Source organism: Neisseria sp. KEM232 (genome assembly GCF_002237445.1).
Classification (GTDB): Bacteria; Pseudomonadota; Gammaproteobacteria; order Burkholderiales; family Neisseriaceae; genus Neisseria.
In genome coordinates this window covers 530,025-553,402 of the sequence record NZ_CP022527.1, presented here as the reverse complement: position 1 = coordinate 553,402, position 23,378 = coordinate 530,025, and the positions used below count along the sequence as shown (strand labels likewise).

23 protein-coding genes and 3 pseudogenes are annotated in these 23,378 nt (G+C 56.8%); 7 read left to right on the top strand and 19 right to left on the bottom strand.

Going from position 1 to position 23,378, the window contains the following annotated elements; translation table 11 throughout:
• Positions 1 to 159 precede the first annotated feature (159 nt).
• Together putP and greB are read right to left on the bottom strand one after the other, a co-directional pair.
• Positions 160 to 1,686 (bottom strand): sodium/proline symporter PutP, encoded by a 1,527-nt coding sequence (putP, locus tag CGZ77_RS02715; RefSeq protein ID WP_009425772.1) that lies wholly within the window; start codon positions 1,684 to 1,686, stop codon positions 160 to 162.
• 241 nt (positions 1,687 to 1,927) lie between these two features.
• Positions 1,928 to 2,416, bottom strand: coding sequence for a transcription elongation factor GreB (gene greB, locus CGZ77_RS02710; RefSeq protein ID WP_009425770.1), 489 nt, complete (start codon positions 2,414 to 2,416; stop codon positions 1,928 to 1,930).
• Between the two features lie 316 nt (positions 2,417 to 2,732).
• Between greB and CGZ77_RS02705 the strand changes: the two genes are divergently transcribed.
• The 5 genes from CGZ77_RS02705 (at position 2,733) to CGZ77_RS02685 (ending at position 9,984) form a co-directional block, all read left to right on the top strand.
• On the top strand, positions 2,733 to 4,352 hold the full coding sequence (locus tag CGZ77_RS02705; protein WP_009425768.1) for a peptide ABC transporter substrate-binding protein: 1,620 nt from the start codon (positions 2,733 to 2,735) through the stop codon (positions 4,350 to 4,352).
• Between the two features lie 88 nt (positions 4,353 to 4,440).
• The gene (locus CGZ77_RS02700) at positions 4,441 to 6,243 is read left to right on the top strand and encodes an aminopeptidase P family protein (protein WP_009425767.1); all 1,803 of its coding nucleotides are present in this window, start codon (positions 4,441 to 4,443) and stop codon (positions 6,241 to 6,243) included.
• A 174-nt stretch (positions 6,244 to 6,417) separates the two neighbouring features.
• Complete coding sequence (gene oppB, locus CGZ77_RS02695) at positions 6,418 to 7,338, top strand: oligopeptide ABC transporter permease OppB (RefSeq protein WP_094030888.1); 921 nt, start codon at positions 6,418 to 6,420, stop codon at positions 7,336 to 7,338.
• A gap of 98 nt (positions 7,339 to 7,436) precedes the next feature.
• Positions 7,437 to 8,345, top strand: coding sequence for an oligopeptide ABC transporter permease OppC (gene oppC / locus CGZ77_RS02690; protein ID WP_009425765.1), 909 nt, complete (start codon positions 7,437 to 7,439; stop codon positions 8,343 to 8,345).
• A 25-nt stretch (positions 8,346 to 8,370) separates the two neighbouring features.
• Positions 8,371 to 9,984 carry an ABC transporter ATP-binding protein gene (locus CGZ77_RS02685; protein ID WP_094030887.1) on the top strand — a complete coding sequence of 538 codons (1,614 nt, stop codon included), beginning with the start codon at positions 8,371 to 8,373 and terminating at the stop codon, positions 9,982 to 9,984.
• 180 nt (positions 9,985 to 10,164) lie between these two features.
• Here CGZ77_RS02685 and CGZ77_RS02680 read toward each other — a convergent pair.
• Positions 10,165 to 11,325, bottom strand: a pseudogene (locus CGZ77_RS02680) (surface lipoprotein assembly modifier); the annotation flags it as partial.
• Positions 11,326 to 11,328: 3 nt separating this feature from the next.
• Positions 11,329 to 11,421: pseudogene (locus CGZ77_RS12670) on the bottom strand (IS630 family transposase); the annotation flags it as partial.
• Between CGZ77_RS12670 and CGZ77_RS02675 the strand changes: the two are divergent.
• Positions 11,417 to 11,629 (top strand): annotated as a pseudogene (locus CGZ77_RS02675) (transposase); the annotation flags it as partial. The pseudogenes CGZ77_RS12670 and CGZ77_RS02675 sit on opposite strands and share 5 nt — an antisense overlap.
• Here CGZ77_RS02675 and CGZ77_RS02670 read toward each other — a convergent pair.
• The 9 genes from CGZ77_RS02670 to CGZ77_RS02630 form a co-directional block, all read right to left on the bottom strand.
• On the bottom strand, positions 11,626 to 12,189 hold the full coding sequence (locus CGZ77_RS02670) for a hypothetical protein (RefSeq protein ID WP_094030886.1): 564 nt from the start codon (positions 12,187 to 12,189) through the stop codon (positions 11,626 to 11,628). The pseudogene CGZ77_RS02675 and the gene CGZ77_RS02670 overlap by 4 nt on opposite strands.
• Before the next feature lie 12 nt (positions 12,190 to 12,201).
• Positions 12,202 to 12,780, bottom strand: a complete 579-nt coding sequence (locus CGZ77_RS02665) for a phage tail protein (protein WP_094030885.1) — start codon at positions 12,778 to 12,780, stop codon at positions 12,202 to 12,204.
• Positions 12,781 to 12,783: 3 nt separating this feature from the next.
• On the bottom strand, positions 12,784 to 13,917 hold the full coding sequence (locus CGZ77_RS02660) for a baseplate J/gp47 family protein (RefSeq protein ID WP_009427644.1): 1,134 nt from the start codon (positions 13,915 to 13,917) through the stop codon (positions 12,784 to 12,786).
• Entirely contained in the window at positions 13,908 to 14,285 is a 378-nt protein-coding gene (locus tag CGZ77_RS02655; protein WP_036496892.1) for a GPW/gp25 family protein, read from the bottom strand. The genes CGZ77_RS02660 and CGZ77_RS02655 overlap by 10 nt, the downstream gene beginning before the upstream one ends.
• Positions 14,286 to 14,357: 72 nt before the next feature.
• Positions 14,358 to 14,987: a phage baseplate assembly protein V gene (locus CGZ77_RS02650; protein WP_094031207.1), complete on the bottom strand. Its 630-nt coding sequence runs from the start codon at positions 14,985 to 14,987 to the stop codon at positions 14,358 to 14,360.
• Positions 14,956 to 16,077, bottom strand: coding sequence for a phage late control D family protein (locus CGZ77_RS02645; RefSeq protein WP_094031206.1), 1,122 nt, complete (start codon positions 16,075 to 16,077; stop codon positions 14,956 to 14,958). The genes CGZ77_RS02650 and CGZ77_RS02645 overlap by 32 nt, the downstream gene beginning before the upstream one ends.
• Positions 16,065 to 16,286 (bottom strand): tail protein X, encoded by a 222-nt coding sequence (locus tag CGZ77_RS02640; RefSeq protein WP_094030884.1) that lies wholly within the window; start codon positions 16,284 to 16,286, stop codon positions 16,065 to 16,067. Before CGZ77_RS02640 ends, CGZ77_RS02645 begins: the two co-directional genes overlap by 13 nt.
• Positions 16,283 to 17,179, bottom strand: a complete 897-nt coding sequence (locus CGZ77_RS02635) for a phage tail protein (protein ID WP_094030883.1) — start codon at positions 17,177 to 17,179, stop codon at positions 16,283 to 16,285. The genes CGZ77_RS02640 and CGZ77_RS02635 overlap by 4 nt, the downstream gene beginning before the upstream one ends.
• Complete coding sequence (locus CGZ77_RS02630; protein ID WP_009426599.1) at positions 17,179 to 19,584, bottom strand: phage tail tape measure protein; 2,406 nt, start codon at positions 19,582 to 19,584, stop codon at positions 17,179 to 17,181. Before CGZ77_RS02630 ends, CGZ77_RS02635 begins: the two co-directional genes overlap by 1 nt.
• A 48-nt stretch (positions 19,585 to 19,632) precedes the next feature.
• On the opposite strand from CGZ77_RS02630, the gene CGZ77_RS02625 reads away from it, so the two are divergent.
• Positions 19,633 to 19,938, top strand: coding sequence for a trehalose-6-phosphate synthase (locus CGZ77_RS02625; RefSeq protein WP_157058137.1), 306 nt, complete (start codon positions 19,633 to 19,635; stop codon positions 19,936 to 19,938).
• Here CGZ77_RS02625 and CGZ77_RS02620 read toward each other — a convergent pair.
• The 6 genes from CGZ77_RS02620 to CGZ77_RS02595 all read right to left on the bottom strand — a co-directional run bounded on the left by CGZ77_RS02620 (position 19,935) and on the right by CGZ77_RS02595 (position 23,378).
• Positions 19,935 to 20,057, bottom strand: coding sequence for a GpE family phage tail protein (locus CGZ77_RS02620; protein ID WP_255351479.1), 123 nt, complete (start codon positions 20,055 to 20,057; stop codon positions 19,935 to 19,937). The two genes, CGZ77_RS02625 and CGZ77_RS02620, sit on opposite strands and share 4 nt — an antisense overlap.
• A gap of 55 nt (positions 20,058 to 20,112) precedes the next feature.
• Positions 20,113 to 20,406, bottom strand: coding sequence for a phage tail assembly protein (locus tag CGZ77_RS02615; protein ID WP_009426596.1), 294 nt, complete (start codon positions 20,404 to 20,406; stop codon positions 20,113 to 20,115).
• A 105-nt stretch (positions 20,407 to 20,511) separates the two neighbouring features.
• Positions 20,512 to 21,027 (bottom strand): phage major tail tube protein, encoded by a 516-nt coding sequence (locus tag CGZ77_RS02610; RefSeq protein ID WP_009426595.1) that lies wholly within the window; start codon positions 21,025 to 21,027, stop codon positions 20,512 to 20,514.
• A 22-nt stretch (positions 21,028 to 21,049) separates the two neighbouring features.
• Positions 21,050 to 22,444 carry a phage tail sheath subtilisin-like domain-containing protein gene (locus CGZ77_RS02605; protein ID WP_094030882.1) on the bottom strand — a complete coding sequence of 465 codons (1,395 nt, stop codon included), beginning with the start codon at positions 22,442 to 22,444 and terminating at the stop codon, positions 21,050 to 21,052.
• An 11-nt stretch (positions 22,445 to 22,455) separates the two neighbouring features.
• Positions 22,456 to 22,953 (bottom strand): Gp37 family protein, encoded by a 498-nt coding sequence (locus tag CGZ77_RS02600; RefSeq protein WP_009426300.1) that lies wholly within the window; start codon positions 22,951 to 22,953, stop codon positions 22,456 to 22,458.
• A complete protein-coding gene (locus CGZ77_RS02595) occupies positions 22,953 to 23,378 on the bottom strand; it encodes a gp436 family protein (protein ID WP_009426299.1) in 426 nt (141 codons plus the stop codon). Before CGZ77_RS02595 ends, CGZ77_RS02600 begins: the two co-directional genes overlap by 1 nt.

The window sequence follows — 23,378 nt, the reverse complement described above, 5'->3', positions numbered from 1 at the left end:
TTCAGGCGGCCTCCAACCTGCAAAAGGCCGTCTGAAAAATCTTGTCAATTATACGCCGCACATGGTTTCGGCGCAGCGTTTTCAACGGCTCTGACGGCTTTTCAGACGGCCTCAGCAGGAGGCCGTCTGAAAAGGGATAGGCAGAGCCGGAAACGGGGGTCAGCGGCTGGCGCGGTAGTCGGCGTCGGCCTTTTCAAAGCGCTCCTGCACCTCCTGCGACGGAGCCTTGCCGATCAGCGACACCAGCACGGCAACTAGGGCGCAGGCGATAAAGCCGGGGACGATTTCGTACACGGTGAGCCAGCCGTTTTGGCCTGCGGCGATGGCGGGTTTTTTCACATACTCCGCCCACATCACCACGGTCACAGCACCGGCCACCATGCCCGCCAGCGCGCCCGATGCGGTAATGCGTTTCCAAAACACCGACAGAATGACGACGGGTCCGAATGCGCCGCCGAAACCTGCCCAAGCGTAGGACACCAGCCCCAGCACTTTGCTGTTCGGGTCAGCGGCAATCAGGATGGAAATCACGGCAATCGCCAACACCATCAGACGGCCGACCCACACCAGCTCGGCCTGCGGCGCGTTTTTACGCAGAAAGCCTTTGTAGAAGTCTTCGGTAATCGCGCTGGAGCATACCAAAAGCTGGCAGGACAGGGTGGACATCACCGCCGCCAGAATCGCGCTCAGAATCACGCCGGCAATCCACGGATTAAACAGCAGGGTGGACAGGGCGATAAACACGCGCTCGTGGTTGCCTTTCATTGCGGCAACGTCGACCGGGTTGGCGGCAAAGTGGGCGATGCCGAAATAGCCGACGGCCACCGCGCCGCCCAAACACAGAATCATCCAGGTCATGCCGATGCGGCGGGCGGATACCAGCGATTTGGCGCTTTCGGCCGCCATAAAGCGCGCCAGAATGTGCGGCTGGCCGAAATAGCCCAAGCCCCAGGCGGCGGTGGAAACGATGCCGACAAAAGTCGTACCGGCCAGCAGGCTGCCGTATTGTTTGCCGGTTTCGGCGGCCACGCCCTGGATGGCGGCGGACATCTGCTCGGCGCCGCCCAAGCCCAGATACACCATCACCGGCGTCAGAATCAGGGCGAAAATCATCAGCGAAGCCTGCAGGGTGTCCGTCCAGCTCACGGCCAAAAAGCCGCCGAGGAAGGTATAGACGATGGTTGCGCCCGCACCCAGCCACATGGCCTGGTTGTAAGTCATGCCTTCAAACAGGCTCTGGAACAGAGTTGCCCCCGCCACGATGCCCGAAGCGCAGTAAATGGTGAAGAAAAACAGAATGATAATCGCGGAAACCACCTTCATCAGATGGCCGCCGGCGCCGAAGCGGTGGAAGAAATAGTCCGGCAGCGTCAGCGCGTTGTTGGCATGCTCGGTGTGCACGCGCAGGCGGCCGGCCACCAACAGCCAGTTGAAATAAGCGCCGACGGTTAAGCCGATGGCGATCCAGGCTTCGCTCAGGCCGCTCAGATAAATCGCGCCGGGCAGACCCATCAAAAGCCAGCCCGACATATCGGACGCGCCCGCCGACATGGCGGTAACGAAGGGGCCGAGACTGCGGCCGCCGAGAATGTAGTCGTCGAAATTGCGGGTGGAGAAATATGCGGCCAGGCCGATCAGGAGAACCGCCACCAGATAGATGGCGAAGGTGACATACATGGGATTCATAAGCTCTACTCTTTCTTCAAGGTTTTTCTTTTTTAGGTCGGATCCGCAGCTGCGGCGGCGCCGCGCGGATGCGCCGCCGTTATACTTGACTTGGCTATTTTTTGTCAATAATTGCAAAGAAAGGCGTAGTTTGTGCTAAGCAAAACGGGTTTTCACGCGCCCGAACGTTTTTCAGACGGCCTCCCGCATACTCGGAGGCCGTCTGAAAACGGAGTTTCAACGGAATGAAAAAGCGGCGGGCTCAGTCTATCTTCACATAAGCCACTTCGAGAATCTCGATCCGCTCCCTGCCCTCGGGCGTGTGCAGCAGCACCTCGTCGCCCTCGCGCGCCTTAATCAGGCTGCGCGCCAGCGGCGAAATCCACGAAATTTTGCCCAGCGCCGTATCGGTTTCGTCGATGCCGACGATGCTCACCGTCTGCTCCGCCCCGCTGCCGCGCAGCAGGGTGACGGTTGCGCCGAAAAACACCTGATCGGTCGGCTCGCGAGTTTCGGGATCGACCACCTGCGCCGCTTCCAGCCGCTTGGTGAGGAAACGGATGCGGCGGTCGATTTCGCGCATCCGCCGTTTGCCGTAGAGATAGTCGCCGTTTTCGCTGCGGTCGCCGTTGGAAGCCGCCCAGTTCACCACCTGCACGATTTCGGGGCGCTCTTTGTTCACCAAATGATAAAGCTCGTCTTTCAGGCTCTGCCAGCCTGCGGGCGTGATGTAGTTCGGAGTGTCGCTCATGACTCGGGTAGGCCGTCTGAAAAAAGCGCGATTTTAACAAAAGACCGCGCCGCGCACGCTGCCGGCAAAGCGCCGCCGCCACACCACTCCTTTACACAACTTAAAGTCCGATAATATTGTTTGACAATGCGCACAAAACTTTATACATTTTGCAGCCCCGCGCAACAGCGGCACGAAAAACACCCCTCCCGCGTGCGTTTTGTGTCCGATTGCGCCGCCTGCCGGACGATACGTCCCGCCGCCTGCACCGCCGAAAAGGCTGTGCGCACGGCGCGGGCGACAGAAAAAGAAAACCGACAAGAGGAGCACCCGTTTCATGAACCCCACCTCCAAAACCCTCCCCGCCGCCTGCCTGGCCGCCTGCCTCGCGCTGGCGGCCTGCGGCGGCAGCGAACCCGTTGCCAAGCCCTTCAAACGCAGCAACTACAACCGCATCGTTATCGGCAACAGCGTCGAACCCGGCACCCTCGATCCGCAAAAAAGCGGCGATTCGGCCGCAGGCGCCATTATCCGCCAGATGATGGACGGCCTCGTCGGCACCGACGGCGAAGGCAAAACCGTTCCCGCGCTGGCGGAAAAATGGGAAAGCGACGGCGACAAAGTCTGGACCTTCCACCTGCGCGACGCGAAATGGTCAAACGGCGACCCGATCACCGCCGAAGATTTCGTTTACAGCCTGCGCCGTCTCGCCGACCCCGAAACCGGCGCGCCCTATGCCGGCTACCTGGCCGACGGCAAAGTCATCAACGCCGAAGAAGTGCTCACCGGCAAAGCCAAGCCCGAAGCGCTCGGTATCCGCGCCCTCGACAAAAAAACCCTGCAATTCACCCTCAGCATGCCCGTGCCCTACTTCCCCGACATGCTCGTCCAGCCGTGGATCTACCCCGTGCACAAAGCCACGGTGGAAAAATACGGCGACAAATGGACGCAGCCGGAAAACTATGTCGTCAGCGGCGCATACAAACTGAAAGAATGGCGCGTCAACAGCCACATCCTGCTGGAAAAAAATCCCGCCTATTACGACAAAGCCTCCGTGTCCGTACCCGAAGTCATGTTCCTGCCCGCGCCCAACGAATTCAACCGCTACCGCGCAGGCGAAGCCGACGTGACCTACGGCATTCCGTCCGACCAGATCAAAACCGCCGACAAGGAATTCCCCGGCCAGGTGCGCAGAACCACCATCTTGTGCACCTTCTATCTCGAACCGAACAACAAAGCCTTCCCTTTCGACAACCCGAAAGTGCGCCGCGCGCTCAATATGCTCGCCGACCGCACCATCGTTACCAAAGTCAGCGGCAGGGGCGACGTGCCCGCCTTCCAGCTCACCCCGCCCGAAATGCAGGGCATCACCCAAACCGCGCCCGACTGGAAGGATTGGAGCAAAGAGAAAAAAACCGCCGAAGCCATGCGCCTGCTGAACGAAGCGGGCTTCAACGAGTCCAACCCGCTGACCTTCGAAGTGCTCTACAGCACCAACGAAACCTCGCGCAAGCAGATTACCGCGCTGCAATCCATCTGGAAAACCGCCGTACCCTTCATCCAGCCCAACCTGATCAACCAGGAATGGAAAACCTATCTGGACACGCGCCAGTCGGGCAATTTCGCCATCGCGCTCGCTGGCTGGTGTTCCGACTACAACGAACCTTCGGGCATGCTCAACACCTTCCGCTCCAACAGCCCGAACAACCGTTTCTTCTACCACAACCCCGTCTTCGACCAAACGCTCGACGCCACACTGGCCGCAGGCGCCACGCCCGAAGAGCGTGCGAAACTCTACACGGAGGCCGAAGCGATGCTGCAACGCGATTCCGTCTTCATCCCGCTCTACCACCAGGTAGCCGTCCAACTGGTGAAACCCGACATCGAAGGCTTCTCCACCCACGACCCGCTGCGCAACTACACCGTCAAACACTGGTCGATCGCGCCGAAAAAATAACAAGCCCTTTTCAGACGGCCTCATGCAGCACGGAGGCCGTCTGAAAAAGGCCGTCTGAAAAACACACAGAATCCGCTAGGAGCAAAACATGACTGCAACACCTCGAGAAAACTTGGCCGCGCTTCGCCAAGCCATGAAAAAACACGGTTTGGACGCTTTCGTCATTCCTTCCGCCGACCCGCACCTTTCCGAATACCTACCCGAACACTGGCAGGCGCGGCGCGATTTGTCGGGCTTTACCGGCTCGGTGGGCACACTGGCCGTAACTGCCGACGATGCCGGCGTGTGGGTGGACAGCCGCTATTGGGAGCAGGCCGAACACCAGCTTGCCGGCACCGGCATCGGTTTGCAAAAAAGCGGCCAAGTCGCCCCCTACACCGAATGGCTGGCCGCCAACCTGCCCGAGGGCGCAACCGTAGGCGTGCCCGCCGATATGCTGTCGCTTACCGGCAAACGTGCGCTGGAGCAGGCGCTCGCGGCGAAAAACATCCGCGTTGCCCATCCTGAAACTTTGTTGGACGAAGTATGGGCAAACCGCCCGGCCATGCCGTCTGAAACCGTTTACATCCACCATCCCGATTATGTATCCGAAAGCGCGGCGGAAAAACTCGCCCGCGTGCGCGCCGCCATGAAAGAGCAGGGCGCGGATTACCATCTGGTTTCTTCGCTCGACGACATCGCGTGGATTACCAACCTGCGCGGCAACGACGTACCCTACAACCCCGTATTTCTGTCTTTCCTGCTGATTGGTGCGGACACGGCCGTATTGTTTGCCGACCACAGCCGCTTCAACGCCGATTCCGCCGCCGCGCTCAAAGCCGCCGGTATCGAAGCGCGCGCTTATGCCGAAGCCGCCGCCGCGCTGGCCGCCTTGCAGGGCAGCCTGCTGGTCGAGCCGGGCAAAACCGCCGTCAGCACGCTGGCCAAGCTGTCCAAGTCGGTAAACCTGATTGAAAACATCAACCCCAGCACGCTGTTTAAATCGATGAAATCCGATGCCGACATCGCCCATATCCGCGAAGCGATGGCACAGGACGGCGCAGCCTTGTGCGGCTTTTTTGCCGAGTTTGAGCAGAAGCTGGCCGCCGGCGAGCGCGTTACCGAAGTCGATGTCGATACCATGCTGCTGAAACACCGCAGCCAACGTCCGGGATTTATCTCGCCCAGTTTCGGCACGATTGCCGGTTTCAACGCCAACGCGGCGATGGCGCATTACAGCGCAACGCAAGAGAGCCACAGCGTCATCGAAGGCGACGGTATGCTGCTGATCGATTCGGGCGGCCAATACTGGGGCGGTACTACCGACATTACCCGTGTCGTACCCGTGGGCAGGCCGTCTGAAGCGCAAAAACGCGACTACACGCTGGTGTTGAAAGCGCACATCGCGCTGGACGAAACCGTGTTCCCCGAAAACATCGCCGGGCCGATGATTGACGCTGTCTGCCGCAAACCGCTGTGGCAGGCGCAATGCGACTACGGCCACGGCACGGGACACGGCGTGGGCTATTTCCTCAATGTGCACGAAGGCCCGCAGCTGATTGCCTGCGCCGCCGTGCCCAATCCCAACCACGCCATGAAAAAAGGCATGGTTACCTCTATCGAACCCGGCCTTTACCGCCCGGGCAAATGGGGCATCCGCATCGAAAACCTCGCCGCCAATATGCCGGTAGAACACCCCGCAGAAACCGAGTTCGGCAAATTCCTGTATTTCGAAACACTCACCCTCTGCCCGATCGACACGCGCCTGATGCTGCCCGAACTGATGAGCGACGAGGAAATCCGCTGGGTCAACGACTACCACGCCCAAGTCCGCAGCCGCCTTGCCCCCTTAACCGAAGGCGCGGCCAAAGGCTGGCTCATCGAACGCACCGAGCCGCTGACGCGCGGATAAGCGCCGCCGCACAGGCCGTCTGAAACCGAAAGCGCTTTTCAGACGGCCCCTTCCGACCAACCCCTGCCCTGCCCCGCCGTTTTCCCTTCGTCGAAACCCCGCTTTCAGACGGCCTCACAAACGCGGCAGCACGGCAGAGCAAGACGGCGCAAGCCGTCGGAAACCGACCCGATTATGCTGAAATTCATCATCAAACGGATATTGGCCGCCATCCCCACCATGCTGGTGCTGATTACCGTATCCTTCTTCCTGATGCGCCTCGCGCCGGGCAGCCCCTTCACGGGCGAACGCAACCTGCCGCCCGCCGTACTGGCCAACATCGAAGCCAAATACCACCTCAACGACCCGATGTATTTGCAATACTTCCACTATGTGAAGCAGCTGGCGCAGGGCGATCTCGGCCCCTCGTTCAAATACAAAGACTTCTCCGTCAACGAGCTTTTGGCGCAGGCGCTGCCCGTGTCGCTGGAAATCGGCCTCTACTCCTTCGTTATCGCCGCCGTGCTCGGCATGCTTTTGGGCATCGTCGCCGCGCTCAAACAGAACACTTGGGCGGACTACACCCTGATGACGCTGGCGATGACCGGCGTGGTCGTGCCCAGCTTTGTCAAAGCGCCGATTCTGGTGCTGATTTTCGCCGTTATCCTGCAATGGCTGCCCGCAGGCGGCTGGAACGACGGCGCGCTGCCCAACCTGATTCTGCCCGTGGCCGCGCTGTCCATCAGCTACGTGTCGAGCATCTCCCGCATCACGCGCGGCGCGATGATCGAAGTGCTCAACAGCCCGTTTATCCGCACCGCCCGCGCCAAAGGCCTGCCGATGCGCACCATCGTATTGAAACACGCGCTGCGCCCCGCCCTGCTGCCGATTGTGTCCTACCTCGGCCCGGCGCTGGTCGGCATCATCACCGGCGCGATTGTGGTGGAAACCATCTTCAACCTGCCCGGCATCGGCCAGCTTTTCGTCAACGGCGCACTCAACCGCGACTACGGCATGATCCTCGGGCTGACCATATTGGTGGGCGTGCTCGCCATCCTCTTCAACGCCGTTCTCGACATCCTCTATGCCCTGATCGATCCAAAAATCCGCTACTGACACCGCGCGCCGCACAGCGCACCCTTTCAGACGGCCTCACAGCACGTCAGGCCGTCTGAAACACCCGCGCGCGCGGCCGGACATTGAGAGACACAAACATGATATTTAAGAAAAAAACCGCCGAAGCCTTGGCCTCGGCCGCCGCAAGCGCTCCGATCGAAGGCAGCAGCCTGTGGCAGGACGCATGGCGCCGTTTCCGCAAAAACAAAGCCGCGTTTTACAGCATCGTCGTACTCGTCCTGATCACCCTGTTCGTCATTTTCGTGCCGCTTATCGCGCCCTACACCTACGATTTCACCGACTGGGACGCCATGTCCTCGCCGCCCGCCTTTGCCGACAAACACTTCCTCGGCACCGACTCCCTCGGCCGCGACCTGCTCTCGCGCGCCGCAGTCGGCGGCCGCATTTCGCTGCTCGTCGGCCTGTCGGGTGCGCTGGTTGCCGTCGTCATCGGCACGCTCTACGGCGCGCTGGCCGGCTTCTTCGGCGGCAAAATCGACTCGCTGATGATGCGTTTTCTCGAAATCCTCAACGCCTTCCCCTTCATGTTCTTCGTTATCCTGCTCACCACCTTCTTCGGCCGCAACCTCATCCTGATTTTCGCCGCCGTCGGCCTGGTGTCGTGGCTGGACGTCGCCCGCATCGTGCGCGGCCAGACCCTGAGCCTGAAACACAAAGAATTCGTCGAAGCCGCCCGCGTCAGCGGCCTGTCGCGGCGCAAAATCGTCGTCCGCCACATCATCCCCAACGTCTTGGGCGTGGTGATGGTGTACGCCTCCCTGCTCGTGCCCGGCATGATTATGTACGAATCCTTCCTCAGCTTCCTCGGCTTGGGCGTGCAGGAGCCGATGACCAGCTGGGGCTCGATGCTGCAAGAGGGCGCGCTCACCATCGAAACCGCCCCCTGGCAGCTGCTCGTACCCAGTTTCTTCCTCGTCACCACCCTCTTCTGCTTCAACTTCATCGGCGACGGCCTGCGCGACGCGCTCGACCCGAAAGACAGATAATCCGCAGCCGCAAAGGAAACACACGATGAACGAAAACAAAGAAAACCTGCTGACGGTAGAAAACCTCAACGTCTATTTCGACCTGCACAACCACACCGTCCACGCCGTGCGCGGCGTCAGCTTCAAAGTCGCCAAAGGCGAAACCCTCGCCCTCGTCGGCGAATCCGGCTCGGGCAAATCCGTCACCTCCATGTCCATCATGCGCCTTCTGCCCGAAAAGCTCACCCGCTACGGCAGCGGCTCGCGCATCGTCTTCGACGGCACATCCATCCTCGATGCCGGCGAAAAAACCCTGCGCAACCTGCGCGGCGGCCGCATCAGCGTCATATTCCAAGAGCCGATGACCTCGCTCAATCCCTTTATGCGTATCGGCAAACAGCTCATGGAAACCGCGCTCCTGCACAACAAAGGATGGAGCAAAGCCGAAGCGCGCAAACGCATCCTCGAACTGCTCGAACGCGTCGGCATCCGCGAAGCCGAACGCCGTCTGAAACAATATCCGCACGAATTTTCCGGCGGCCAGCTCCAGCGCATCATGATTGCCATGGCGCTCATCAACAGCCCCGACCTCCTGATTGCCGACGAACCGACCACCGCCCTCGACGTCACCATTCAGGCCGAAATCCTCGACCTGTTGCACGATCTGCAAAAACAGATGGGCATGGCCATCATCTTCATCACCCACGACTTGGGCTTGGCCGAACACTACTCCGAAACCGTCTGCGTCATGCGTAACGGCGAAATCGTCGAACGCGGCAAAATCAAACAGGTTTTTGCCGAACCCAAACACGACTACACCGTCGAACTCATCAACGCCATTCCCACCGGCGTACGCGAACCCGTGCAGGGCGATCCCGACCTGCTGATCGACGCCAAAGACGTGCGCGTGCGCTTCACGCTGGAAAAAACCTTCTTCGGCAAACCGAAAAAAGTGTTCGACGCCGTCAAAGGCATAGACGTGCGCGTACGCTGCGGCGAAACCCTCGGCATCGTCGGCGAATCCGGCTCGGGCAAATCCACCTTCGGCAAAGCCGTGATGCAGATGCTGCCCTACACCGGCCAAATCTCCTTCGAAGGCCGCGATTTGCAAAACCTGTCCAAAGAAGAAACACGCCGTCTGCAAGCCGAACGGCAAATCGTCTTCCAAGATCCCTACGGCTCACTCTCGCCGCGCCTCACCGTCGGCGAAATCGTCGGCGAAGGTCTGAGCATCCACCAGCCGCAGCTGTCGAAAAAAGAGCGCATCGAACGCGTGCTGGAAGTGCTCGAAGAAGTTTCCCTGCCCACCTCCGCCCTCAACCGCTACCCGCACGAATTTTCCGGCGGCCAGCGTCAGCGCATCGCCATCGCCCGCGCCGTCATCCTGCGGCCGAAGTTCATCCTCCTGGACGAACCCACCTCCGCCCTCGACCGCTCCGTGCAGGTCAAAGTCGTCGAACTCTTGTGCGGCCTGCAAGACAAATACGGCCTGACCTATATGTTCATCAGCCACGACCTCTCCGTCGTGCGCGCCGTCAGCAACAACGTCATCGTCATGCGCCAAGGCGAAATGGTCGAATACGGTACGTCGGAACAGATTTTCAGCAACCCGCAAACCGAATACACGCAGCGCCTCATCAACGCCGCATTCGATTTGTAAACAGGCACAGCAAGACAAGGAGGCCGTCTGAAACATTTTCAGACGGCCTACTGATACAAACGGCGGCATCGTGGCGGCACGCCTTCCATCGGTGTCCGCCCGATACAGCGAAACCGCATTACCAACGGCAAAAGGCCGTCTGAAAACCAATATTCCAGTTTTCAGACGGCCTTTAAACACTCAAAACGACTTTTCCACGCTGACAAACCACTGCGCATTTTTGCGCGAATAAAACGCAGGCATATTGCTGCCGATATGCAGATAGCGGAAATTCAAGCGCGGCGTGAAGCCTTTCCATGAAATCTTTCCGTGCCACAGCGAAACATGAGCCTGAAATTCGCGGTCTTTACGGGGAAAAAGGTAAACCAGCGAACCGTCGCCGTCAAAACTGCGGCGCGTATAGCGCAGATTGGCGCGGATGCCCAAGCCGTCTGAAAAGGTTTTCGCCGTACCGATGCGGATGCCTTTGCGTATCGAAGCCTGCTCAGTTTCGCGCGTCAGATCGTGCGACCAGTCCGCGCCGCCGTAAAGCAGCCAGCCCTTTGGCGCGGCATACATCAGCGTTACTCCCGCCAGCGGCATTTTGCCGTTGTAGCGCTCTGCAATATGCGGCTCCCGATAGCGTTTGCGGACATATCCCGCATTCAGCATCACGCGCCATTTCGCACCGAAGCGGCGGGAAAAATCGGCCTGCACCCCATCGGCGCGGTTGTAGCGGCTGCCGCCCAGCCAATTGGTTTCGGCAAACGGCACAAGGCCGAACGAGCGCGCCGCCGAATGGTTTTTATAGCCTGCGGCAATGTTCAGGCTCTGCTCGTCGAAATCATGGCTGTCCCAATAAGCGACACCGTCGCCGCCCAGTTTGGCGTAGGCATAATGGTGTCCGCCGAGATTTTTTTCGCGCGACACAGATACGCCGTAACGCAGCCCGTGTGCCCGCTGCGGCAGGCTGTCGGCGGTTTTCTGCCATCTTTTGCCGTCGATTTCGATAAAACGCGCGTCGGCGGCATTGTTCACATTGTCCGTGGCCTCGTATTGCAGCGAGACATCGGGCTGCCAGCTTTCGGCCTCGCGGACGGCGGCCAAATATCGGCCGGCAATATTCTGCATTTCGGGCGACAAATCAGGCAGGGCGCGTTGCAGCTCGGCTTCGGCGGCGCGGTATTGCCGGTCTTCAAACAGCATCACACCCAAGTCGAAACGCGGATAGGCCAAATCGGGATGCCGCCCGACAATGCCGCGATACAGCGCGATTGCTTCTTTATGGCGCAACTGTGCGCGGCGCAAAGCGCCCAGCGCGTAATCGTAAAGCGTTTGGTCGCGTGCAGGCAGCCCGCGATATAGTCAAACAAAACAAAAAATATCCAACAAAGCCTGCTCAAAAGACAAACAGCCGGACATCACTTTCCCCAGATGCCGTTTGATATTCGCCCACACCATTAATCACAGCAAGCTGTTTGCCGACAGACAGAACCATATCAACGGCATTGAAAATTTCTGGAATCAGGCAAAGCGCGTACTGCGCAAATACAATGGAATCGACCGTAAATCTTTCCCGCTTTTCTTGAAAGAATGCGAGTTCCGTTTTAACTTTGGCACACCCTCCGAGCAGCTTAAAGTGCTGCGTCGGTGGTGTGAAATTTAGGGCTTATCTAGTACAGCCCCAATTTTATTCCATGTGTTCGCTCGACCGACGGTCAATGTGCCGTCGGCAATGGTTTGGTCGCCGCTATTGCCCAACTTTTCATCGGCCAGTTTTTTGCCCATCGCGGCCGACAAGGCATCATCCGCCGCCGTGCCGGTCAGCGTATTGGCCACTCTGACTATGCCGCGTGCGGTAGATGAGGCTCGGGGCAATTTGTGGCTGTGGGTATTGCTGACGGCCACGCTCTCGCTGGTTTCTGTCAGGTCGGCAGGCTGCCCCAGGGAGATGGTGCGGTTGGCCGCCAGCGTGCCGCCGCCCGTCAGGCCTGCCCCTGCGGTGATTTGGCCGGTTTTTAAGGCGTAAGCCTGCGCCGCCTCGGTTTTATTTGCGCCAATCTGGGCAACGGCTTTGGCCAGTTCGGTTTTCAGCCACAGGGTACGGTTGGCCAGTTCGCGCGGTGCGCGGTTGTCGATGCCGTTGGGGCCGCCCATCACGGGGTCGGAGGTTTCCAGCTGGTAGATGCCCGCTTCCCAGCGGTTGGTTTCGGTTAAATTTGCCATCTGTCAGTTCCTTTATGCGGTTCCTCTGTTGAATTTGCCGTCGCGCAAGGCGCGGCCGTTGTGCCTTAAGGCGGCATGTTGGTAATCGAGTGCGGCCAAAACGCAGCGTGCCGGTACAAATGCACTCAGGGTGTGCCGCAGCAGATCGGCCTGGTCATTGGTGATGGCATGAGGCATCGTGATGCGGTAGTGCGCCCAGCGGTCGCTGTGGCCGTAGGCATGTCGGCCGTTGCGTACGATTTCGCCGTTATGCCGTTTGTTGCCATAGCCTTCGGTAATTTCGACTTCGCCGAATCCCAACCGCCGTACAATCTCGCGTATTGCCCAGGGCGTGCCTTTGTAGCGGTGCAGCAGGTACGCGCCTTTAATCAGTTTTCGGCGCGTTTGGTCGCTCTCGGCCAGCCAGTAGCCGTCGGCACCCAAAATGCTGCGGCTCTCGGCCAACAGTTCCAAGTGCTCGGGGGCGACCAGTTCCGTCAAACGCGGCATCAGTTTTACCGCGTCAATGTCGCTCATCCTCAAGCCCAAATCGGCCAGCATCCGATAACGCTGGTCGCGTTCGATGATTTCGGCGTAAGTCAGTTCGGCCATGTACTACCCTTCCGCCGTCTCGGACGACGTGCCGATATTGATGGAGGTACAACGCGACCATTGCTCCGGCTTGATGACAGTCAACGTCGGTTTTTTCAGGATGACGTTGTAAACACCGTCAACTTTGAGGATGGACTGGATATCCAAAGGTACGATGTCCAACCCCAGTTTTTCGCGGCGGGCGGCCTCGTATGCCGCCCATGCCTGTTTTGCGGCAGCGACCACTTCGGCCGTGTTTGCCCCGGTAAATAAAACCAGCTCGACATCCAGCGTGTAATCCACTACGGACGGGGCCGCAACGGTTACCGTGTCGCACAGCGGACGGACGCGCTCCCCGGACAAGGCTCTTTGCACCTCGTTAATCAACTCCAATGACGGCAGGCCGGTCTTGGTCAATACCGTTACCCGAACCTGTCCGCCTATCGGCGCGCCGTCGGAACTTTGCAGATTGCCCACATGGACGTCGCAAATAGCAGGGCTGACCCGGCGGGCAAAATATTCGTAGGCCCCGACAGGGCCTGCAACGCTGAAGCTCTCAGGTGCGAGCAGGATGCGCCGGCGGTAGGCATCGTCAGACTCTTCCGCCGCACCGCCCGCCGACACCGTGATGTTGGCAGCCGATACGCCGTCAATCGGATTGACGGGCGCGTTGATTTGTCCGGCAGAAAAACCATTGCCGGATACGCCCGTCTGCAGGCAGGCCGCTTCCAAATCCAAAGTGCGGCTGGCTGGGGAGAGCGTGCCAGACGAGGTGGTCTGAAACACGGTTGCCCCGGCTGCAATCTGAGTGCCTTGTGCAATCAAAACGGTCCCGCCTTGTCCGGCAGCCAACGTAAAACGGATGGTGCAACGGGCGGCGGAGGCTTCAAGCCGCGGGGTGTTGACGTCGTCGCCGCACAAATCCAGCATCAGCCCTGTGGCAAAGCGCGGGTGCTGCTGGCGGTAGGCTTCATTGACCGCTTTGCGCGCCAATGTCTCGCGGTAGGCATAGGTATTGATCAGCAGCCGTTCGATATGGGCAGGCTGAAGGGTTTTGCCGCTGCGGGCTTCATAATCGGCGATGGTTTGCGCCAAGATTTCGGACAGATCGTCCGAAACCACTTTGACGTCCTCGCGTTTTAGCTTGTTCAAATCCATGCCGCCTGCTCCAATCTGATGTCTGTCGTATAAATCTCGCCCGCCACCTCATCGGCGACGCACCAATAAACCGTCATCGTCAGATGCGGTGCAGCCCCGCCGAAAACGACGTTTTCAACCGCTACCCGCTTTTCCCACGTCTGTATGGCCAGCACGGTTTCGCGCACGATATTGGGGACAAATACGTCTTCTGGCGTGTCCAGCCATTTGTAATGGTCGGAGCCGAAATCAGGACGGGTAACGTCCGCGCCTTTGCGGGTGGACAGGATATTGCGGATACATTGGTCGATATCGTCCGCGCCCTGAACCACGCCCGAGCCTTCGGGTGCGAGCTGCCAGTGTTTTGAAATAGGCGCGGCGTAAAACATTAAAAAATCCCTGTATCGCTTATAGATACAGGGATTGTAGAGAAGGTCGTCTGAAACGCCTTTTAATGCGGTTTAATGATTTTTCGGCTCGCCGGTTTGCCCGCCGGAATCGCCGTCATGGATGTGCTTGCCGATATTGATGCCGTTGACGATGAGGTCGCCGGTGATGTTGACTGTACCTTTTATATTTGCCGCTGCACCGCCGCCGGCATTGCTGGCCGTCAAACCTGCGGTATAGGTCAACAGCCCGTTTACCGTCGCATTACCCGTGATTTCCGTCTCCGGCGATTGGATGTCCACTTTTTTCGCCGCTTTGATTTTGACTTTGCCCGGCGTCTCAACGACCACCTCGCCGCTACTGCGATCATGCGAGATGACCGTGCCGTTGGTAAACCGTTTGACCCATTTGTTTTGGTCGGATACCGGCGGCTTGTCGGCGGCATTGTAAATCGCGCCGATAACGCAGCCGGTCTCACCCCGCGCATCCAGCAGGCAGACAACCAGTTCGCCCACATCGGGGAGGCTGTAAAAACGGTTGCCGCCCGCCGCCGGTGTCGCCATCGGCAGCCAATCGGTTTCCATGTCGTCGAGTACGGGGATTTTTACCCGCAAACTGTGCGACGCCGCATCAATCGCCGACACAATGCCGAATTGCAACGTTGCCGTAAAATCATGGGTTTGGGTTTGGGTTTGAGTTTGCATTTGCATCGGCCTGCTCCTCGTCTGCGACATACTCCGTCATTTTGATTTCCAATTCGGTCGTCCAGCCCCGGTGGCGCGTGAAAGCGTGTCTTGATTGCTTGACCAGGTATTTGCCCGAAAACTTGCCGAATCCTTTAAGCCGTACCATTTGACCTGCCACCAACAATGCATTGCCGACCAGTGTAACGGTGCCTGCACATTGGTCGTCCTGCGCATCCGCCAATTTGGCATCTGCCCTGGCGTTTAATTGGGCGGTACTCTCACCCTTATTCGGCACGATACGCAGTGTATCGCCCGTGCTGCCGTGTTTGGCTTTGCCGCGTCTTGATTTGCTGCTGCGGCTCGCCGACACGGTCTGTTTGGATTTCGGGTCATAGCCTTTGACATCTACTTTGGACGGCACACCCTTAATCAAATCGCGCAGGCGGACACGGATGATGTCCTTGGGCAGCAATATGGCAACGGCAGGACGCTGTTTTAGTTCGGCGTTATCGGCAAAGACCAGCTTATTGCTGACGATTTTAAAGCTGTGGCCGTACTCCTGCGCCAAACGTGCCAAAAACTCAATATCACGTTCCTGATACTGCGTCACCCGTTTGATGGGGATGTTTTTGACCGTACCCGTTACCTCCAGCTTCAGACGGCCTGCCACCTGACGGACAATGGCGGCCAGAGTCGTGTTTTCATACGCCTTACCGCGTAAAGTGCGGCTGGACTTGGTAATCCCGGTCGATAAGGCCTTCAGGCTGACAGTCGACGGCGGATGGTTGTACTCAATCTCGGCAATCTCAAATTTGCCAAAAGACAACAACCCGGTAAATTGGTCTCCCAGGCTCAAAGATAAAGCATCGCCCTGCTCGGGGTACCAATTACGCAGCCAGCGTCCGTCTGCATCCTCAAACTCAACCTGCAATTCGTCCGACTGCCCCTCAAGGTAATCGGTATAACTAAACGAAATCAGATACGGCGCGACATCTGCCGTTATATCCTTGTCTTCGTAAGACAGGACAAAATCGGACATGGTAACCGGATGAGTGCTGCCGCCGCCGTCAAGGCCTTTTGATTTTAAAAACGCACCTAACGCATCCACCACGGCAGCTCCTCTTGGTTGTTCTTCGGTTTGGTTTCGAGCACGGGGACAAAGACCGTCAGACCGCCGGCGAACTCCTCCGCCAACGGCAAGTGAGGATTGGCCGCAATCAGGCCGTCAATCAACAGCGCATTGCCGTAATGCTTGTGCGCAATCAAATCCCAGCGGTCGCCGTCTTGAGTGGTGTAGCGTATTACCGCACTCATCATTTATCCTTTCTTGCCGCCAGCCAGCCGGTCAAAGCCTGGGCGGCGGCAGAGCCGTTTGCCATCGCATCAGATGCCTCGGCAACACCGTTTCCGACCGCATCCAGCCAGCCACCGACGGAGCCGCTCTCATACCCGGCACGCAATGCACCGACGGCACCGCCCAGCCTGTTGGCCGCTTGCCCTGCCTGTAATGCAAACTCAGCCGCGTCTTTAAGGTCGCCGAAAATCGCCGTTACTTCGGGCAAGGCATTGAGCCGTCCTAAAGTGCTGCCGCCGATATTGAGTGCGTCCCCCAACAGGTTTAATGCCCCTGACGGGTCGTTTTTCAGATTTTTGGCAGCCTGTATCAGATTCTGCATATCGCTGATGCCTGCTTCGGCTGCTCGGTAAATTTTCACACCTTTTTCCACCGCCGAAATCAATTTGCCCGCTTTTGCCTGCACGCTCTCCGGCAATAAGGACAGGAGCGGATTTTGCCCGCCCGACTTGACTGCCGGGGTCGGGAGCGGGTTATTCGGGTCGCCGACAAACTGGGTCAGCTCCACATCCAATTCCCGCGCCGCCGTCCGACCTTGCGCGTCCTGAATCAACGTGCGCTCCGTCAGCCGCTCAAGCACAAACCATCCGACAAAACGGCCGCTACCGTAAACCAAAGACACCGCCTGCTGCGCTTCCAAAGCCGACAGCAGACCCTTATAAGCCGTATCGGGATTGCCCAGCCGCCAATGCAACTTGAGAGAAAAACGCAGCGTCGTCAGTTCGTTTTGCAAGGCCTGCAAGCGAGGACGGCCTTTTAAGACCTCATGCTTGGCAAAGTTCGCCGAATGTTCCGCCTCAAGCGATGTGAAGCTGTTTAAAAGCTCAAATCGCACATCACCCAACATCGCATACATCAATAAGCCCTCCGTGCTTTGTCGTCCATCATACGGCGGAACATTGCCTCAAATTCACGCAAACCGATTTGCAGTGCAGCCTCAATCTGCTGAGGATTACCGCCCGGCGCATTGATGGTCGGGTTGTAATTGATGGTCATCCCACCCGTTGACTGGGAGCTGCGTGCGTCCGCAAATGCAGCGCGGCCAGATGATACCCGCGCCGCCATTTGTCCCATATGCTCTGCAAAACCGCTTTTCAGACGACCAGCCGTATTGGCCACCGAAGCGATTGGGCGTGACGCGCCTTTGTCTAAACCTATTTGCAGCCCTTCCATCATCCATCCACCGAAACGGCGGAAAACGCGGCTGGGAGAATGAATGCCCATCACACCGGCAAAAGTTTGCTTGAGAGATGCTGCCTGCTGTGCAAACCAAGTTTTGACCGATTCAATTTTTGATTTGAGACCGTTCCACAGCCCCTGGATGATATTGGCACCAAACTGGGTAAAGCTGGACGGCAACTGTACGCCGAACCAAGACATAACAGAGGCAAACGACTGATAAAACAACCCTAATGGAGACCAGTTGATAATCTGAGCTGAGATATTGCCTATACCGCTATTGAAAAATGCTTTGATGCTTTCCCAACATGTACCGAAAAAAGAGGCTATGGAATTAACTACACCGCCGATGAAATTACTTAAATCCTGCCACAATGCTTTTGCACCACCGACTACACCATCCCAGTTTTTATAAAGCAGATAAGCGGCAACACCAAGAAGTGCTAAAGCAATGCCAATAGGCGACATTAATAAAAATCTACCCAGACTCATCAGACCACTACCCAACAGTGTTGCCGCCGTTTTTACTACACCGAAAATACGGGCCAGCGCACCAATGCCTGATTTAAACCTGATAACAGTGGCAAGCCAGTCAACGCCAAGCAAGGCTTTTGCAAGCCTGAACGACACCATCAACCCGGACAACTCATTCCCGACAAAACGGAACATTAGCCCACCGACCTTCAACGCCGCAAACCCTGCCGCAAGATGCACGAGTGCGGATACAACTTCGGGATTTTTTGATGCCCAATCTGCAAAACTGTTTATAATCGGGCGGATGGTCGTCATCAGCTGATTGAGCGCGGGCAACAATACACTGCCCGCTGTGATACCGATTTCCGTCAAACTATTTTTAAAGATTTGCCAGTTGTTTGCTGTCGTGGCAGACCTGGCGGCAAACTCTTTATCCATACTGCCGATAAACGCAGGTTTACCGTCTTTTGAGGTTTTTTTGAGTTCATTGATTGATTTCTTATAGGTCTCCAACCCGCTAACCAATACCGCGACATCATCGGCATATTCCAACCCGAACAAATCAACCAGTGCGCCCATTTGGTTTTCTTTAGGCAGTTTTCCGACCTGTTTCAAAAAATCCATCAACGCCTGCTCGCCGTTTTCCTTGATGGCTTTCTTCAAATCTTTTGATTCCATCCCCATATTTTTCAGGGCTTGTTGGAATTTCGCGCCTTGCTTATCCGCAGTCATCAATTTGGTCAACATACCGTTAATTGCCGTACCGGCAATTTCAGGCGTTTTGCCGAGGCTGATAAACGCATTGGATAAAGAGGTCGTCTGAATTTCGGTCAATCCAAATTGTTTGGCAACGCCACCCACTCGTCCGAGCGTATTGATAATATCGCCCGCCTTGGCAGGGCTTGAGTTGGACAAATGATTGACTGCATCGCCCAGTTTGCCGATTTGGTCGATTGGTATCTGATAGACATTGGCAAGTTTTGCCATGCTGTCGCCTGCCTGATCGGCAGCCATGTCGAACGCTACCGACATCTTGGCGATGGTCTCTGTGAATTTAAGCAAGTCTTTGCGTGCCACGCCCAGCTGACCGCCTGATGCAGTGATTTTTGCCAGCTCTGCACCTGCCAGAGGGATAGTGCGTGTCAGGCGCAAGATGTCCTGTTCCATTTCCTTAAACTGCTTGGGCGTATCAAAATCAACGACCTTTTTGACATCTGCCATTGCCGATTCAAATTCGACGGCCAGTTTCACCGGGAATGCCACCCCTGCTACAGCTCCGGCTGCTCCCCAAAATTCGTCTTTGATCGCACGGCGGCGGTCGTAATGAGCCTGTTTCTGCTGCTGCAAATCAGCAACGAGGCTGCGTTTGCGGTTAATTTTGGCGATAGTCTGACCAAGCTGATCATATTCTCGTCTAAGTTCGCCAACACGTTTGCGGCTCATCCGTAGAGGATTTTGCAACGTTTCGCCAAGCAGGCTTTGCCGTGCCGCCAGACCTTTGACTGTTTTATCCAAAACGTCCAAAGACGACTTGACTGATTTGATACCGGCAACTGCACCGCCGACCGATGCGCCGATGGTAATGCCTAAAGAAAAACCGCTTGCCATATGACTGCCTGCAATTTAGAATTTGTTCAATAAAAGAAAGGGATGGCCATGTATATCAACAGCAAATATGAAACTGTGTTTGACCGCGTCAGCGACCTGGCGGCAAAAGGTCTGTTTGCCGTTTATATGCTGGGCATTGCTTGGGCTGTTATAACTAATACGCCTGCCGACCTTGCCGTCATGTTGCCCGTTCTGCTGCTGGCATGTTTTTTAGGGGCAATAGCTTGGTTGCTTGTCGGATTCATTCCTACATTTATTGTCGGAGTGCTGGTTGGCGGTTTATCGGCTGCAACAATATTTATTAAAGACAAAATCAAAAGCCGCACCGCGAACGGCACGGCTCTGAAATTCTAAATCCCGCCTCTTCGATAACCCGCCTTCATTTGGCGGGTTGCTTCTTTCTGCCAGTCTTCAAATTCATCCAGTGGCAGCGTATAAACCTCATACACGCTCCAACCGAACCACCATGCCAAATCAGCAGCGGCAGACAGCAACTGCCGCTGCGCTTCAGACTTTGAAAGAGGTGGACTATTTGTTTTGGTCGGATTCCGTGAATCGGCGAAACGTTTCCTGCAACTGTTTCCAGTCCACCAAATCCAAGCAATCCAAGTCTTCGGGAATCATGCCTGTCATGCGGGCAAACAGGGCCAGCTCCTGCTCTGCCTCATTCGTCAGATGCGAGACGGCGCGCAAATCACCCACACACAGACGGCGGACGGTTACCTGATCCAACATCTGACCCGTCGCCAGTCTGACCGGATATTTCAGTTTCACAACGGTATTTACACCCAAATCTTCTTGCAACTGCTTGGCTTCATTCATTTTCCATCTCCAAAACGTTTATAAAAATAAAAAATCACCGTATCGGTAAAGATACGGTGATTGTGTCAAAGGTCGTCTGAAACGGCTTTTAATCCGATTTAAAGATTAAGCACCAATGTTTTTACGCATTTGGCTCAAAACGTCCTGACCGTCTACGCGGTAGATGTTTTTGAACGCGTTGTAGTACAGCACTTCACGACCGCCGACGACTTGGCGGACTTCTGTTGCCTGGTAGGTTGAGCTGAATTCCGCCTTTTCCTTCGGCTTATAACCGCCCAAGGCGTTTTTTGAAAACATTGCTGTTACCGTGGTAACAATAGGAACTTCTTCCGCCAAACCTGCTGCATTAAAGGTTTGCAGGTTACCGCGTACCATCAGTTGCACGGCCTTGAATGGGTTGGATGCCTTTTTCGCCACCTCGGGATAAAAGCTGTTCCAAGTGACTTCACCTTCAAGGGCTTCCACACCGTTGGGCAGTTTGATGGTGCCGACCAATCCTAAGCCGGTGTATTCGTCCTGCCCGAACTCAAACTCAGGCAGTTTGAATTCCGAAGCGTTACCCAACAGGCTGTTACCGTCGATATAGACGTTGGCATTGTAGATTGCATTGATTGCAGACATATTTTTTCCTTTTCAGACGGCCTTAGTTAGCCGATACCAAATTGGCCAGATACTTGCGGGTCATCACGCTGGTATTGGTCAGACGCTCAGCCGGCAGCTTCGGCGTGTAGTCGTAAACAATCGGCACTTGACCTTTGCTGAACGCATCGGGCAGGTCGTAGTCATAGTCCAAACCGACCGAGAAACCTACGATGGAAGGCAGCGTGCCCAAATAGGTGCGTACCGTCTCAATCAAACTGTCGATTAACGCATCATCAATCGGACGGTCGACATATTGCAGCTCTGCGCGGCGGATGGATTCGTCGATGATGTCGCCGGTGCGTTGTGCCACTTCGAAATTTTTGATATGCGAAGTCGTTGGGAAGCAGGCGAGGCGGTTGCCCCACATACGATAGCCCGTACCATAGCTGTTGAATACAGTCGTAATGCCTTTTTCATTCAGACGGTTGGTTTCGGACTGCGGGTCGTCCGCACGGGCGGTCAGACCGATTTCCACCCCCGTTACACCCAAGAGCGGTCGGTTGGAGATGCTGAACCAGTAGCCCTGTTCTACATCGGTTTTCATGCGCAGGCCGGCGGCGTGGGTGGCGAGGCTTTCCAGACCCAATAAACCGGCCACATAAGGGAAGAAGAGCTGTACACGGTCGGACGAGGTTTGGAAATTGATGCTGCCCAACGGCCCGCGTCCTTCCAAAGCCTTGCTCAATGTCGTGCCTTTCGGCGCGGCCGCATAGGCAATGGCTTTGAGCTTTCCGGCAACGACTTCCATCGCCCCTCGGACGGTGGCGGTTTTGTCGTATTCCGGCACGACGATGATTTTCGCGTCTGCGCCTCGGCGGGTGAAGCCTTCGGTCAATAGTTCCAGCCCCGTGCGTTTGCCGGTTGCCGCCACATACGCGCCGATGATGTCGGCTTCGGTCACTTTCGTCGGGTCGGTATAGGTGTAGCTGATTTTTGGGGCGGTTGGCTTGGTTTTGTAGGTAATCTCACCGGTCAGCGTATTGATGGTGTAGTGCGTATTTTCGGTCAGCGCATTACTGCCGTCCGTCAGCGTGTAGCCGCTTTGCAAAGCGGGCTTGGCGGTTTTGGCCGTCAAGGTGTCAGGATCAACCGTCAATACTTCATTGCTGACGGTTGTCTTATGTTTGGCGGGGTCGCAAACATTGACGACATAGGCAACACCGCTGCCGTAGCGCGTCCAAATGTGTGCGGCATCCGGCAGGGTAAAGCCTTGAGCGGTCAGCTCGCCGCCGAATTGGCCAAAGTCTTTTTTAGTTTGACATACCGTCAGCTCATTGACCGCGCAGACCGGCGCAGTGCCGACGATGGCGGTAATTGCGCCGTCAACGGTATAGACGGGGTTGGAACCGCCGTCGATGCGGATGGTCTCCGTGCCGTGATGGTAGGCTGCTGCCATGATGGATACTCCTATTTTTTAGGTTTTAAATCGGGGTTGAGGTCTTGGTCGGGTCGGCGGTAGTGGGCAGCAGTGAAGAGCGGGCGTTTTTCTTCACGGCAGACTTCGACCTGTTGAGTCTCAGCCTGCAAGACCAGCTGATACTGCCATGCACCCGCATCCTCGGCCAAAAACTCCTCGCTGATAAGGTGGCAGGGCTGGCAGTTCGGCGGCGCAAAACCAACCATAGCAAGACGTGTCTCATCTAAAATCGCCAGCGTGCCGTCATCCGCATTAAGGCTGCTGCCAAAGATGGTCAGCATCAGCCTGACATCACGTTGCTGCGCAATACGGCCGAGTTGCTCAATATCGCCAAATTTACTGCCGCCGTAGCCGACCAAGATTGCCCCGACTGGATGGATAAATTGGTATTCGGACGGACGCTCTGGGAAAGCCTCAACGCTGACCCACGGGATAGCGGCCTGTAAATGCTCTACTACCGCATCAATAATCGGACGCGTCGCGCTCATCAGTAGCCTCCCAAATCCATTTTGTCGCGCACTCGGACGTGATATGCGCCCGGCTCGGGTTGCGACTGCTTGTCCAATGTGGCGATGCCGATGTGGATTTTGCCGTCGCGGATGGCTTCCAGCGTCTTAATGGTCGCGTTGTAGGCGGTTTCCAGCGGTTTCGGAAAGTCGGCGCGGTTGATTCGGCGGCTGTGTAAAAAATGGCGGGCGATGTTGATGCATAAAGGCTGTAACACCGTCGGCGTGTCCGCCAAAGGCAGCACATATCTGCCCCGCAGGTATCCGTCCACCAAATCACAGGCATAACGCACTGCCGACTCAATGACCTGAGCGTCGGGTTCCGTCCCGCGCGCATTGTCGTTGGTCAGTTGCACCAACTCCGTTTTGCCCATCGCGGCCGTCAAATCATCCGCACCGATATACAT

Coding starts and splice junctions, on each gene's coding strand:
- putP (WP_009425772.1), bottom strand. CDS start 1,686: ATGAATCCCATGTATGTCACCTTCGCCATCTATCTGGTGGCGGTTCTC.
- greB (WP_009425770.1), bottom strand. CDS start 2,416: ATGAGCGACACTCCGAACTACATCACGCCCGCAGGCTGGCAGAGCCTG.
- CGZ77_RS02705 (WP_009425768.1), top strand. CDS start 2,733: ATGAACCCCACCTCCAAAACCCTCCCCGCCGCCTGCCTGGCCGCCTGC.
- CGZ77_RS02700 (WP_009425767.1), top strand. CDS start 4,441: ATGACTGCAACACCTCGAGAAAACTTGGCCGCGCTTCGCCAAGCCATG.
- oppB (WP_094030888.1), top strand. CDS start 6,418: ATGCTGAAATTCATCATCAAACGGATATTGGCCGCCATCCCCACCATG.
- oppC (WP_009425765.1), top strand. CDS start 7,437: ATGATATTTAAGAAAAAAACCGCCGAAGCCTTGGCCTCGGCCGCCGCA.
- CGZ77_RS02685 (WP_094030887.1), top strand. CDS start 8,371: ATGAACGAAAACAAAGAAAACCTGCTGACGGTAGAAAACCTCAACGTC.
- CGZ77_RS02670 (WP_094030886.1), bottom strand. CDS start 12,189: ATGGCAAATTTAACCGAAACCAACCGCTGGGAAGCGGGCATCTACCAG.
- CGZ77_RS02665 (WP_094030885.1), bottom strand. CDS start 12,780: ATGGCCGAACTGACTTACGCCGAAATCATCGAACGCGACCAGCGTTAT.
- CGZ77_RS02660 (WP_009427644.1), bottom strand. CDS start 13,917: ATGGATTTGAACAAGCTAAAACGCGAGGACGTCAAAGTGGTTTCGGAC.
- CGZ77_RS02655 (WP_036496892.1), bottom strand. CDS start 14,285: ATGTTTTACGCCGCGCCTATTTCAAAACACTGGCAGCTCGCACCCGAA.
- CGZ77_RS02650 (WP_094031207.1), bottom strand. CDS start 14,987: ATGCAAACTCAAACCCAAACCCAAACCCATGATTTTACGGCAACGTTG.
- CGZ77_RS02640 (WP_094030884.1), bottom strand. CDS start 16,286: ATGATGAGTGCGGTAATACGCTACACCACTCAAGACGGCGACCGCTGG.
- CGZ77_RS02635 (WP_094030883.1), bottom strand. CDS start 17,179: ATGTATGCGATGTTGGGTGATGTGCGATTTGAGCTTTTAAACAGCTTC.
- CGZ77_RS02630 (WP_009426599.1), bottom strand. CDS start 19,584: ATGGCAAGCGGTTTTTCTTTAGGCATTACCATCGGCGCATCGGTCGGC.
- CGZ77_RS02625 (WP_157058137.1), top strand. CDS start 19,633: ATGTATATCAACAGCAAATATGAAACTGTGTTTGACCGCGTCAGCGAC.
- CGZ77_RS02615 (WP_009426596.1), bottom strand. CDS start 20,406: ATGAATGAAGCCAAGCAGTTGCAAGAAGATTTGGGTGTAAATACCGTT.
- CGZ77_RS02610 (WP_009426595.1), bottom strand. CDS start 21,027: ATGTCTGCAATCAATGCAATCTACAATGCCAACGTCTATATCGACGGT.
- CGZ77_RS02605 (WP_094030882.1), bottom strand. CDS start 22,444: ATGGCAGCAGCCTACCATCACGGCACGGAGACCATCCGCATCGACGGC.
- CGZ77_RS02600 (WP_009426300.1), bottom strand. CDS start 22,953: ATGAGCGCGACGCGTCCGATTATTGATGCGGTAGTAGAGCATTTACAG.
- CGZ77_RS02595 (WP_009426299.1), bottom strand. CDS start 23,378: ATGTATATCGGTGCGGATGATTTGACGGCCGCGATGGGCAAAACGGAG.